The organism is Lysinibacillus sp. OL1 (assembly GCF_004332175.1).
In the GTDB taxonomy this organism is placed as follows: Bacteria; Bacillota; Bacilli; order Bacillales_A; family Planococcaceae; genus Lysinibacillus; species Lysinibacillus capsici.
The window spans coordinates 86,196-98,572 of sequence record NZ_SJDS01000013.1; the positions used below are offsets into that span (position 1 = coordinate 86,196).

11 protein-coding genes are annotated in these 12,377 nt (G+C 38.7%); 2 read left to right on the forward strand and 9 right to left on the reverse strand.

From position 1 onward, the window contains the following. Nucleotide 1 precedes the first annotated feature (1 nt). The 3 genes from addB to EW028_RS20040 form a co-directional block, all read right to left on the reverse strand. Nucleotides 2-3,511 carry a helicase-exonuclease AddAB subunit AddB gene (addB, locus tag EW028_RS20030; RefSeq protein ID WP_131522079.1) on the reverse strand — a complete coding sequence of 1,170 codons (3,510 nt, stop codon included), beginning with the start codon at nt 3,509-3,511 and terminating at the stop codon, nt 2-4. 326 nt (nt 3,512-3,837) lie between these two features. Beyond that, the gene (locus EW028_RS20035) at nt 3,838-4,476 is read right to left on the reverse strand and encodes a TVP38/TMEM64 family protein (RefSeq protein ID WP_131522080.1); all 639 of its coding nucleotides are present in this window, start codon (nt 4,474-4,476) and stop codon (nt 3,838-3,840) included. A gap of 11 nt (nt 4,477-4,487) precedes the next feature. Beyond that, nucleotides 4,488-5,039, reverse strand: coding sequence for a helix-turn-helix domain-containing protein (locus EW028_RS20040; RefSeq protein WP_048392043.1), 552 nt, complete (start codon nt 5,037-5,039; stop codon nt 4,488-4,490). Nucleotides 5,040-5,163: 124 nt separating this feature from the next. On the opposite strand from EW028_RS20040, the gene EW028_RS20045 reads away from it, so the two are divergent. Both EW028_RS20045 and EW028_RS20050 read left to right on the forward strand, forming a co-directional pair. Beyond that, nucleotides 5,164-5,898, forward strand: coding sequence for an AzlC family ABC transporter permease (locus EW028_RS20045; RefSeq protein WP_131522081.1), 735 nt, complete (start codon nt 5,164-5,166; stop codon nt 5,896-5,898). Next, nucleotides 5,895-6,221: an AzlD domain-containing protein gene (locus tag EW028_RS20050; protein ID WP_048392045.1), complete on the forward strand. Its 327-nt coding sequence runs from the start codon at nt 5,895-5,897 to the stop codon at nt 6,219-6,221. Before EW028_RS20045 ends, EW028_RS20050 begins: the two co-directional genes overlap by 4 nt. A gap of 34 nt (nt 6,222-6,255) precedes the next feature. Here EW028_RS20050 and EW028_RS20055 read toward each other — a convergent pair whose 3' ends face one another. From EW028_RS20055 to EW028_RS20085, 6 genes are all read right to left on the reverse strand, one after another. Continuing rightward, complete coding sequence (locus EW028_RS20055) at nt 6,256-6,477, reverse strand: DUF2198 family protein (protein WP_004227503.1); 222 nt, start codon at nt 6,475-6,477, stop codon at nt 6,256-6,258. Continuing rightward, entirely contained in the window at nt 6,477-7,658 is a 1,182-nt protein-coding gene (locus EW028_RS20060) for a PDZ domain-containing protein (RefSeq protein ID WP_131522082.1), read from the reverse strand. The genes EW028_RS20055 and EW028_RS20060 overlap by 1 nt, the downstream gene beginning before the upstream one ends. A 122-nt stretch (nt 7,659-7,780) precedes the next feature. Beyond that, nucleotides 7,781-9,223, reverse strand: a complete 1,443-nt coding sequence (locus tag EW028_RS20065) for a S41 family peptidase (protein ID WP_131522083.1) — start codon at nt 9,221-9,223, stop codon at nt 7,781-7,783. Nucleotides 9,224-9,421: 198 nt separating this feature from the next. Next, the gene (locus EW028_RS20070) at nt 9,422-10,009 is read right to left on the reverse strand and encodes a redoxin domain-containing protein (RefSeq protein ID WP_131522084.1); all 588 of its coding nucleotides are present in this window, start codon (nt 10,007-10,009) and stop codon (nt 9,422-9,424) included. Beyond that, nucleotides 10,006-10,638: a hypothetical protein gene (locus EW028_RS20075; RefSeq protein ID WP_131522085.1), complete on the reverse strand. Its 633-nt coding sequence runs from the start codon at nt 10,636-10,638 to the stop codon at nt 10,006-10,008. The genes EW028_RS20070 and EW028_RS20075 overlap by 4 nt, the downstream gene beginning before the upstream one ends. A 417-nt stretch (nt 10,639-11,055) precedes the next feature. Next, the gene (locus EW028_RS20085) at nt 11,056-12,363 is read right to left on the reverse strand and encodes a murein hydrolase activator EnvC family protein (RefSeq protein ID WP_131522086.1); all 1,308 of its coding nucleotides are present in this window, start codon (nt 12,361-12,363) and stop codon (nt 11,056-11,058) included. Between the last annotated feature and the right edge of the window lie 14 nt (nt 12,364-12,377).

Below are 12,377 nucleotides of genomic sequence, written 5' to 3' on the forward strand. Positions count from 1 at the left end.
GCTATTCTATCTCCTTCCGAATTTTATCGACAATATCATTCGGCTTTGCTTGCATTAATTGACGATAGCTTTGTTTACCATCTGATGGATCAAATTGGCAAACCGCAGCAAATTGACAATAATCACATGCCGTTTTAGCTTTTAATTTATAGGGGCTAATGGCCGTATCACCAGATAAGATACCATTCCCTGCCTCCTGATGTTTACGACGAACAAAATGCTGCAACTTTTTCATATCATTGACAGGAACTATACGCGATTGTGACTCAGACGGTGTCCCATCTTTTTTCATATAGACAGGAATGATTTTTGAATGTCCGCTACTTTCTTCCAATTGCTCGTCCATCGATAAAATCGCTTCAGCATTTTCAGATAGCAAACCTTTCATTTTATACTGCTTTAAACGATCCTCTTCTATTTCACTGTCCGTCAAATCTTTATCCAGCTTCAGCATCGGATTATGGACATGGACATACAGTACCCCTGCTGGCTCTGCTTCACCTGAGAGCCAGTAAGAACTATTTTCCATTGCCACATCTAAATATGTTAGGACCTGTAAGGATAATCCGTAATAAACCTCATTTAAATCAAGGTCACGAGCTGAGGATTTATAGTCGACAATCCGCAAATAAGAGCGGTCATCTATCGTTGCACTATCCACTCTATCAATACGTCCACGCATAAACATTTTCTTACCACCAGTCAAATCAATCTCTAATGGTGGTAGCTGTTCATGTTGTCCAGGACCAAACGACGCCTCAATTGCAATTGGTTTGAAGTGTGATACATTTGCATGCTGTGTCAGTGCTGTCATTGTACGCTCAACAATTCGAATTAGCTTACGCTGAATATAGCGATAGCGGGCACTGGATAATAGGATTTGATGGGAAAAAACTGGAACAATTTGTTCTACTGCTTGACGTGCTAATTGTTTAATTTGCTTTGTTGTTAAACGAATCCAAGATAATTGCTGACGATGTGTTTCCTCTGTAATCCACTTTAATGCCTCATGGAATAAGTCACCCATTGCAAACGTTTCTAGCCGATACTCAGCTCGTTCTTCAAGACGTAGGCCATACGTAGTGAAATGAGAAAAAGGACATCTGAAGTATTTCTCAATTCGCGACACACTGGATGTTAGCTTCTGACCATATAATTCCTGTGTAATATAGGTTTCAAGTGGCTCAGCCTCATTTTTATGGGTAATTGGATAAAGTACGCGGTCGAAAATGAGTGCCCAATACGGATCTTGTTTATAAAATCTTTGTAAAGCTAGCCATTCTGGAGCTAGTTCACGGCTATGTTCAGCTTGACGTAGCTGTACCATTAGATGTGCCAATGCAGTCCTTGGATGGCGTAAATATGATAAAACATCCCCATCTAGTAATTCAATCGGATCGACTACCACTCGTTCTATCGAAACACCACTTAATAAGCCAGCCTTTTTGTCATTTCCTATTATTTTCTTAATATAAAGTGAGGCTAGAAGTGCCTTGCCTTCCTCATCCGCCGTAGGATAGGTCATATACAATTTGTTAGATGGCGTTGTAATAGCGCGATAGAACAAGAAATTTTCCTGTAATAAACGATTAGTAGAGGTAGGAGCAAGCTCATAGCCAATTTGACTAAACCATTCACGTTCGATATCTGACAACAAGCCCTCATACTCCATCCGAGTTGGATAAACACCATCATTCATTCCTATTACAAAAGCGACTTTGATATTGGATAAACGAGCTAAATCAACAGTAGCCACCATTACTTCATCAAGGGTTGGCGGAATTCTTGAAAATTCTAATGTATCAAAGCCTTCATCAAGAATTTTGGCTGCTTGCTCTACAGACATCTCCTGCTCTCCAAACATATAAACGAATTGGTCAAGAACAGCAATCCATTCATTCCAAGCTTGTTCATGTTCACTTGCAGCTAATGCGTCACCTCGCTCTAGCTCACGATCTTTCATGGCTTGCAGTTTATCATATACCTGTAATGACTCTATAAATTCAAATAAAGCAGTCGCAATATCTCTGCCATTTTTGGCGCTATCAAGCTTGTCTTGTAAAAGTTTTAGAGGTTGGCGAATTTCATCTCGAATGGCCTCGATTTCTGCCTGCATTGCACGCTCCTCATCTGTTTGTACACGCGAATGGAATTCTAGACCTCGATATTTTTTATAAAACCAACGTGCCTCCTCAAACCATCGTTCACCATAGATGCCTTGTGCCAAGCAATAATTTTCTAATCGATCTGCTCGCTCACGCCAAATTGTTAGCTCCGCTTGTAATGGGAAAAACAAATCGGTTTTGACACTACGAAAAACTGGCTCATATTTCCAATTCGAGGTCATAACCTCCAAGGCTGAACGACTTAGCTCTATTAATGGATGATGTAGCATTGTCTTTTTTGTATTTGTAAAAATAGGAATTTCATATTGTTGGAAAATACTTGTAATAAGTGGATCGTAGAGATCTGCTTGTCTATACAAAAGTACGATATCCTGATAGCGAAAACCGTCTTCTCTTGTCAGTTTTGTTATTTCCCGGGCAATCGCATGTATCTCTGCTCGACGATTTGATGCTTCAAGCACGGTTACATCTCCTGAAGTTTTTATCGTTTGGGGCTCCAAAACAGCAAACTTTGCCTCCACATGCTGTAAATCTTTAGAATGAAATCTTTGAGTCTTATAAAAATGTAATGGTAATTCAACATCAATGCCCTCTTCTTTTGCTATATCATGAAGACGTTGATTCGTTAACGCTGCTTCATGGAATAAAGCTTGTTCATCAAAGGCTTCATCCATATGATCAAATGGAAGGACGACAGTTACTTGCTTCGTTACCTTTAACAATTCACGAACCAGTTCTAACTCTCGCACAGTGAAAGCGGTGAAACCATCAATATAGATGGTCGCTTGCTTCATCGTTTCTGCATACTTCAGTTGCTCCGTTAAAATCGGATAATAGCCCTCGCTGTCAACATAGGTCGTACCAAGTCGTTCCTCCAATGCCTGCAAAACGACATGTAAATCATTCGCTTTCGCCTGCAATGTATTAGGTGCATCTATTGCCTTTAACGATTCCGTTACCTCTGCCAAGACTGAGCTATTGACGCTATAGCGACTAAATTCTCTTAAAAGGGTTTCAATTTCCTCCGTAAAGCCACGTTTTCCTGCTGCTTGTCGAAATAAGGAAAACTCGCTTTTTTGTTCCTCCAAAAGTTTACGTATAAGCATTCGATAGCCATAGCCATTCACTTCTTTACGAGCAATACCTCCTGTTTCCTGTAAAACCAACCATGCTAAACGTTTAAACGTCATCACCTGTGCTCGAATCAAGCCTTGTAAACCATGCTTATTTGTCAGCTCATATTCCGTAGAATAAGACATTTGGTCAGGCACTATAATGAAAATTGGATGTCCCAATGGATCTGTCTTTAATTGCTCAACAATTTCCTGATGAATAAATGCGGATTTTCCTGTTCCCGAACGTCCTGAAACAATACGCAATGTCATTTACTTTCCCCCTCCTCATTAACTTGCTGTTGCGGGTGTCTCTCTTTTAATGAAATAAAAATTTGTACTTTTATTTGAGCGATTCTTTCACTGAATTGATTACTTCTCATCTATTTTGGAGCGGCTTCTCCAGACTATTGATCGCTTCTCATCTATGGTGGAGCAGTTTTCCCAGCCTACTAAAAACAACATAAATCATCTATCTTAAATTCTATCGAAAAAAACTAGTAAATACTATCTATCAACCTTCACCTACCTATAAAAAGGATAATTTATTACACAAAAAAGCAGCCTCTTCACATAATGAAAGAGGCTACAAATTTTTACTAACTGGCATGGTGATCCTGCTTTTTCGTCAAATTTCGCGCTTGCTTTAAATCTCTTTCTACACGGGCATTCAAACGCTTCTCTATCAACTTCCCAACCCACCATAAAATAACAATGGCCACAGCTGCAATTATCAATCTCACTGGGCTTGTCAAAAGCGATTTTAAATCATAGCCCAATACACTCATACCTAAAATCATGACAAACTTTCCTGCAAGCAAAACGATTAAGTAAAATTTTTTATGGATATGTGACAATCCCGCTACAATATTGACAATCACAGATGGTGTAAAAGGGAAGCAGAGGAGGACAAAAAGAGGGCTGATGCCATTCATATCCACCCATTTAATAAGCTTCTGTACTTTTTTACTACCTGTTAAAAATTTTAATCTTGGATGTTTGCCAAAATGACGCACAAGTAAGAAAACTGCATAGGAGCCAGCTACAGAGCCTAGCCAAGATAATAGAAATCCTAGCCATAAGCCGAATGCACTGGCATTCGCCACAACGAATACGACTAATGGTAGGAATGGTAAAAACGCCTCTAAAAACGGGAGCAGTAAACCAATGATTGGGCCGAACGTTCGATACTGCGCCGCAACCTGTTCAATATTTTCTACAGTAAACCATTCATTCAATATCGACACCTCTATTTATACTGTAAAATTAAATGAAAAATTGTTAACCCTTCTGAAGTATTGCGATATTCATGGGGTTGATGCCCTGAGAATACTAGTGTATCCCCTTCATCTAGTAATTCATGCATGTCTCCAGCAGAAATAACTGCTTGTCCTTTAATAACCATTACAGTTTCCTCTACCCCTTCTGTATGGGCTTCACTCCTACTAACTGCCCCTGGCTCCATTTCAACCTTATAAAACTCCCAGCCTCGCTCTGGATTATACGGAATTATAGAGTAAACACGATAGCGTCCCTCATCCTCATCGACATGTGGTACATCTTTACTGCTATAACGCATGTAATGGGCAGTTGGCGGCTGTAATAATGAAGAGAATGACATACGCATACCCGCTGCAATTTTCCAAATTGTTGAAACAGTCGGATTGGCCTCCCCTTTTTCGATTTGTGCAAGCTGTGCTTTACTGACACCTGTCGCTTTGGCCACATCATCGAGACTTAAATGACGTTGCTGTCTAATTTTCTTTAATTGAAATGCTAAATTTCGACTCATTTGTTCCATCTTTACTCACCAATTTCTATTGTTTATTTTATCAGACATATGTATACTTTAATAAACATCAAGAACTATCAAACAATTCCATCAATAGTATACATGGAAATTATCAAGAAAGGATGACCTATTTATGACAAGTACAACAGAGCTTCAACATGATGACACAACAAGCTCTTCCAATGACAGTTTTTTACAAGGCGTGAAAGATTGCGTGCCTACATTACTCGGTTATATTAGTATAGGACTTGCATTTGGGGTTGTAGGTTCCGCTTCAGGGTTATCTGTCCTTGAAATCGCGCTATTAACGATACTGATTTACGCAGGTTCTGCACAATTTATTTTTTGTGCACTACTTTTAACAAGTAGCCCTGCCTCTGCTATCATTGTAACCATTTTCGTAGTGAATCTACGCCATTTATTAATGAGTTTAACATTAGCACCTCACTTTACGCGCTACTCCATGCTTAGAAATGTTGGCTTTGGTACATTATTAACGGATGAAACCTTTGGTGTAGCCGTAACAAAGCAAATGCAAACAGGTAAATTATATGGTAAATGGATGGATGGGTTAAATATAACAGCCTATATCTTTTGGATTCTTTCCTGTGTTACGGGTGCCTTTTTAGGACAGTGGGTAGCAAATCCTGAAAAATGGGGTTTAGATTTTGCCTTGGTTGCCATGTTTGTTGCACTTTTAGTTTTGCAATTGAGCAGTGTTGGTAAAAGTAGAATCATGCATTATATCAAGTTAATTGGCTATATGGCGGTTATTATGTACGGTCTTTCTTATGTAGTCCCTTCACATGTGGCTGTACTACTGGCAACTGTGATTGTCGCAACAATTGGGGTGGTGACAGATAAATGACAACAACTTCTTATATGGTCTGGCTTATTATCGGCTGCGCACTTGTAACATGGCTACCGCGTGTCATTCCATTTATTTTTGTGCGTAGTGTAACACTACCTGATGTTGTGCTAAAATGGCTTAGTTTTATTCCTGTTTGTATATTAAGTGCTCTTGTCATTGAAAATTTAATAGATACTGAAAGCGGCAAAGTAGTGACACTTGATTGGCCAGTCTTTATTACATTTGTTCCTACGCTTATTATTGCCCTTGTCACAAAAAGCTTATCGATAACAGTAGTTGCAGGAGTAATCATTATGGCAGCCGTGCGATTTTTCATGTAAAAAGGTCAGTCCTATTGCCTGGACTGACCTTTCCTTATTTATTCATTTTACTTGCTAGCCAAAAGCCTACTGTTAATGAAAATGCATCGATAACGAAAATAATAGGTGGGGATGTATAGCCTGCATATACAGAGGCAGCAATAAGTGCAATGGCTAATAATAATGCAACATAGCGGTTATAGGTAATTCTAGTGAATAGTAATACCAATAAAGCTGGTATGAATAATGCTAGCATCATTTTCCCAAAAACGTCCATTATACTTCCCTCGGCTCAGCTAATAATAAGCCAATACGGTAATGATCATTGCTATAAATCACATGTTGCGTTAAACGTAATTCATTGTTTCTGTCTAAAACCTCTAGACGACAATGAGCTGCATTTAATTGCAGTGCTTCGTATAACTCATTTTCTGTAAAAATTGACACACCATTTACTTTGCGGATACATTCTCCTGCAAGTAAGCCCATCTTCTCAGCAGGTGAATCAGGAAGAACGGCTGCAATAATAGCACCCTTCGTACTTGGCGCAACTGCATAATGATCTGTTTTTTCCTGTTGTGCAAAGTAGATAGCAATTATAATGCGGATAATTACACCAACAGCAAGTGTAATGAAGCCAATCACTGGCTCAAAATATGCAGCCAATCCTCCTATTAAAATAAGCTGTCCAAGTAAAAAGACAGGTCGGCCAATTTTTGGATACATGTAAGCTGGTAATTCCTTTCTTGTCAGTTTAGTAAAGCCAATGACAAGTGGAAATAACACAAGTGCAAAGCTATTATGACCTATCGTAAACTGTGGCCAATATGGGAATATAGCCGAAATCGCATCACCAGGAATAACAAAGAAAATAGGTAATACCCATACATTTTTTGACCGATAGACAATTGCCTGCATACCCCGCTTCGTTTTCTCAATACAAGGTGTTGTAACCTTCATCGCCATACGTCGAATTAATAGCCCTTCTGCAATAACACAAAGGCCCGCAAGAATGGTAATTGTCACAATTGCGCCACTCTCTAAATGGACAGCCTCTACCGAAATTTTCCACCAGGAAAATGACCAATTGTAATAGGACATACCCCATATGGCAAGTGTGGCAATCCCCATTGTCAAAATAGGCGACATTGCATTCATGACAAACAAGATAAGTGCTACTATAGAAACTGCCGTTAAAATGATTAAAAATTCCTTTGGGACAGTTAGACCTGCTCCAATACTAATGATAGAAATAATTAGTGCATAGAGCCACCCATCTTTCCATTGTCCGATTAGCTCCGTCCAGCCCCAAATAATACGTCTATTAAAATATTTACGCTCCTGTTTTACTCGACGATAACCTAAAATAATAGCAAATATTATGACTATATATAGTAATGGGTTGAGTAAAAAGCGGCCAATCGCTGTTACAATTTCTATTAATATCTCACTAACCATACGAACACCCGCCATTTCTATCTTGAATACTATGAATTTATTGTATCAAAGGACTACACGCTTGCGTAGTACAAACTCATAGAAAGCTTTGTATTATAGTATTTTTGTTCTGTCAGCAAGTTTTATTGGTCAATCGTATGCAGTAAAAAACTAGTGGCCATTTGGAATTGTTGATCATTTTGACGATCGGCTTTAAAATCCTTTAACGTTTCGTTTAAACTATTAAAGAAAGTCGTGTCCATATAAAATTCGTCCTCTGCTAGCTTTAATTTTTTCTGTTTACGATAAAGATTAACGGCTTCTGCGGTTGTTTCATCCAGATAGCCATCTAAACGATCGATTTGATAGCCTAGTTTCTGCAAGGCGTTTTGTGAATAGGAAATCTCTTCACTCATATCGCCCACTTTAAACTTACCTGTTAGTGGATGAAGTTGAAAAGCAAATAATTCATTTTGCTCGATCATTAAACTGGCTTCAATGCCCTGCCCATGAATCCATTCACGTTTTGGTGTTAGCCATTTGTTGGTTGATAATTTAAGCTCCCCGCCATTGGAAAGCTCCCAAGATTCTTGTACAGTCCCTTTTCCAAAGCTCTTAACTCCAACAAGTGAAGCGCGTCCCCAGCCTTTTAAAGCACCGCTCAATACTTCACTAGCAGATGCACTCCCTTGATTTTGCAAAACAACAATTGGAATTTTATTCATCGTTTCTATATATTTTTCATCAAAGCCTTTTGTTTGCGTTTTTAATGGTTCCATAGCACCTTCCGCATTTTGCATATATGCAAATACTTTGCCATTGTCCAATACTGTGCTCAGTAGCGCTGCGACGCTATGTAAATAACCACCTGGATTATCCCGTACATCGATGACAATTCCTTCCACATCTTTACGAAGTAATTTACTCGTTTCTGCCACCCATTCATTGGCGGTTTTTTCACCGAATAATGAGATCACTACATAGCCAATGGCTGTATCTTCTACCTTCACTACCTCACTAGTTACCGTTTTATTAGATATTGCTGCGCGCTCCATCGTCATCTTAATATGCTTATCTTCACTTGGACGATAGACAACAATGGTTACTTTCGTTCCCTTTTCACCTTGAATTAAATGCATTAATTCACTCATTGTTTTCCCATCTATCCGTACCCCATCAACTTGTACAATTTCATCGAGTGAACGCATGCCCGCTTTCTCTGCTGGTGACGAACGAACAGGTGACACAACGATAAACTTCCCTTTATTTTCTGTTAGTTCAATACCGATGCCTACCCGTTCCTCCGCTAGCATTTGCCGATGTTGCTCAGCCTCTTCCTTGGAGTAATACGTGCTATAAGGATCTTTAATGGCATCAGCCATCCCACGAAGAGCCCCCTCCACCAATGCATCCTTTTTTGTACTGTATACTGATTTTTCTTCAATGATTGTCATAGCCTCACCAATAGTATCAACCTCCGTAACAGGCTCCTTTTTATCGCCAATATTAAACCAATCAAAGTAAATACCACTGCCCACCACCAAACTACTAAGTAGGACTCCGACACCGGCTGTTAATTTGCGCAAATCTTCCCTCCTCCGTCTCTTTTACTGTATGACTCTATTTTTTCAAACATACAAAATTACCTTTCAAATTTGTTAAGAGAGAATATTTCACTTTACACATGCACGTTGGTTGTTGATTCGCATGGATATACCTTGTTCATGAAAAATAAAAAAAATCTGCTCGTTTCCACTATAGAAAACGAACAGATTTTTTATCAATCAATCTAGTGCATCTACATAATCATTTAACATATCCACGTCCATTGGACCTCTGATGGCGCGTTGAATGAGACCCTTGGAATCAATAAAATAAGTGGTTGGAATCGTGATGACTTGATAATTCAAGCCAGCTTCATTGTCTGGGTCCAATAAAATAGGGAACGTTAGCTCGAAGCTATCTCTAAATGTCATCACTGTGTCCACTTTGGCATCAGCAGTCACATCACGTTCAGCTTCTGTTAAATTGACCGCTATAATTTCAACGTTTTTCTCTTTTGCATACTCATCATAGAAGCTTTGCATATGCGGCATTTCCGCCTTACAAGGTGGGCACCATGTCGCCCAGAAATTTAAAACGACTTTTTTTCCACGAAGATCACTTAACGTGATATCTTCCCCATCTAAGCTTGTTAAGGTGAAATCAGGCGGTATATCGCCTTTGCTTAAGCCGGTTTCTAGCTCCTCCATATCCTTACCTAGAGCCGATTTATCTATGGCACGTTCTTCGTCAATTTGTTGTTTTACATATGTACCAATCATCGCAACCACTAATAGCACAACGACCAGCAGTCCAATATTTTTTTTCATTTCTTACCTCCCACATTGATTCGTTCATGCTGTATAGTTAAGCCCAAACAAAGTAGTATGACACTGACACCTACAGCTGTTTGCCCTATACCAAGCGGCTGTAAGATAGCCACGATCAAATAGCTAATTGTATAGAGTATGAGAGCTTGTTTCACCGCTACTAATCTCCATAATATGACGAGCGTGACTACACTTAGCACAGCTAATGTTATAACTTCACTCGATGTGTTGTTGTCATTAAGTAGCACAGCAAGCATTTGATAAATGGATTGTGTTAGAATAATAGCCCAGCTACCAGCTATCATCTCTTGTTCCTCAAGCTGTATACTCTGTCGCTTTCTCAATATTTGCAAAGATGCTACGATGACACCGAGAAGAACACCCATTGTTCCGCCATTAAAATAAAGCAATGTAATTGGATTGTTTACTACTGTTTTGAAATCTGTCACAAGCAAACTTAACTTCCAAACAATAATAAAGGTGAAAATGGCATCACTATATAGCTCAGACCACTTTTTAGAAAATTGTAAGCGCAAGATAAGCCACACAATGAAAAAAGTAATTAGTAAAGCGACTGCAGTAGCTGGTAAAGTTAATGTTCGGATTGAGTACCACTCTGTATTTATCAATTCAACGAATCCTCCTCCGAAAGCATAGCATAGAACCTTTTTAAAAAAAGACTATTTCACACTGTTTTAAGAAAATCTTCAGAAATAACAATAATAAAAATACCCCACTAAGTATATATTCATCATAACATTATTTAGAATCTTATAATAGCGATGAAACTTTCAATCGAATATTTCGCAAAATGAGAAAAGGGAGGAGTTATACTTTCAAAGCGACTTAATTACTTGGGGAGTAAAAAGAACCTTATTAAATAACAAATAAGCTGATGTTGCCTATTAATTGGCTATTACATATTCAAAAAGGGCAAAAAGGGTTTATTGCTTATTAATGGGTAGACCTATAAGTGTGAATGGTGAAACATTCGATGAAATATTAAAAGCTATACACTAGAAAATGCTAGTGTATAGCTTTTATGCTTACAACGGAATATATTTCAGTGGATTTACACTGCCGACTGCTTGTCCTTTCCAAGGACCGATATGCACTTCAAAGTGTAAGTGTGGGCCAGTAGAGCGACCTGTACTACCCATGGCTGCAATTTGCTGACCTTGTGTTACTTCTTGTCCTACACTAACATTAAATGCACTTAAATGTGCATAAACAGTTGTGTAAATTTGTCCGTCGATAGAGTGCGTCAGAATGACAACATTACCATACGAACTAAGTGGTGCTGCGTAAGAAACTACGCCATCTGCTGCTGCCCATATTGGTGTTCCTGTTGCATTTGCAAGGTCGACACCATAATGGAATTCAGGACCTGCTCCAAGATTTCGCCAACCATATGGTGATGTTAAGCGACCATTTGTTGGTTTAATCCAAGTTCCGTTTGATTGAGGCGCATGGACTGTACCACCAGATGATCCGCCACCATTGTTAGCAGCAGCTGCTGCCGCGGCCGCTGCAGCTGCTTTACGTTTCGCCTCTTGCTGACGCGCAATTTCAGCCAAACGATTTTGTTCAGCAATAATTTGATCTTGCAATTCCTGACTTACTTCCAAAGCCTCTGAGTATTCTTTTTCAAGTAATACCTTTTCTGATTTCAGCTTTTCTTGCTCTTTTTCTAATTGGTCGACTAGTTTATTTTTCTCAGTTTTTTGACTATCTAATGATGCTTTTAATCGTTCAAGCTCAGCTTTTTTACCCTCTAAGTTTTTACGTTTCTCTTCTACAATTTGCTTTTGCTCTTCTAATTTTTGTTTATCATCTTTTTGATCTTGAATAATTTGACGATCCGCTTCCAATAATGCATTAACTGCAGAGAAACGATCAATAAAGTCTACAAAACTATTAGAGCCTAGCAATACATCTAAATAACTAACAGAGCCCCCAGCTTGAATGGCACGTGCACGTTCTTGTAACAATAAATCGCGCTCTTCAATTTTATGCAAAAGCTCTTCAATAGAAGCTTCTAACTTTTTAATTTCCTCATTTGTTGCCCGAATATCTGCTTGTACTTTTTTAATATTACTATTAGTTTTGTCGATTTCAGCGTTCAATGCCTGAATTTGATCTAAGATTTGTTGTTGCTTTTCTTGATTAGCTGTAATTGCATTTGATTTATTGCTGATAGATGAATTTAACTGATTCTTCTTTGTCTCAACTTGTTTCTTTTCTTCTTTTAAATCCGATAGACTTGTTGCATATGCTGATGGAGTTTGGATAAAAAGAATTAGAGCAGATGCTACTGCAAGTGTTTTTAATGTGTTTTTCGCCTTACTTTTCACCGATTGAACTCCCC

Excerpts from the sequence above, each read along its gene's own strand:
- addB (WP_131522079.1), bottom strand. The coding sequence starts at position 3,511 with ATGACATTGCGTATTGTTTCAGGACGTTCGGGAACAGGAAAATCCGCA.
- EW028_RS20040 (WP_048392043.1), bottom strand. The coding sequence starts at position 5,039 with ATGGAACAAATGAGTCGAAATTTAGCATTTCAATTAAAGAAAATTAGA.
- EW028_RS20060 (WP_131522082.1), bottom strand. The coding sequence starts at position 7,658 with ATGGTTAGTGAGATATTAATAGAAATTGTAACAGCGATTGGCCGCTTT.
- EW028_RS20050 (WP_048392045.1), top strand. The coding sequence starts at position 5,895 with ATGACAACAACTTCTTATATGGTCTGGCTTATTATCGGCTGCGCACTT.
- EW028_RS20045 (WP_131522081.1), top strand. The coding sequence starts at position 5,164 with ATGACAAGTACAACAGAGCTTCAACATGATGACACAACAAGCTCTTCC.
- EW028_RS20055 (WP_004227503.1), bottom strand. The coding sequence starts at position 6,477 with ATGGACGTTTTTGGGAAAATGATGCTAGCATTATTCATACCAGCTTTA.
- EW028_RS20070 (WP_131522084.1), bottom strand. The coding sequence starts at position 10,009 with ATGAAAAAAAATATTGGACTGCTGGTCGTTGTGCTATTAGTGGTTGCG.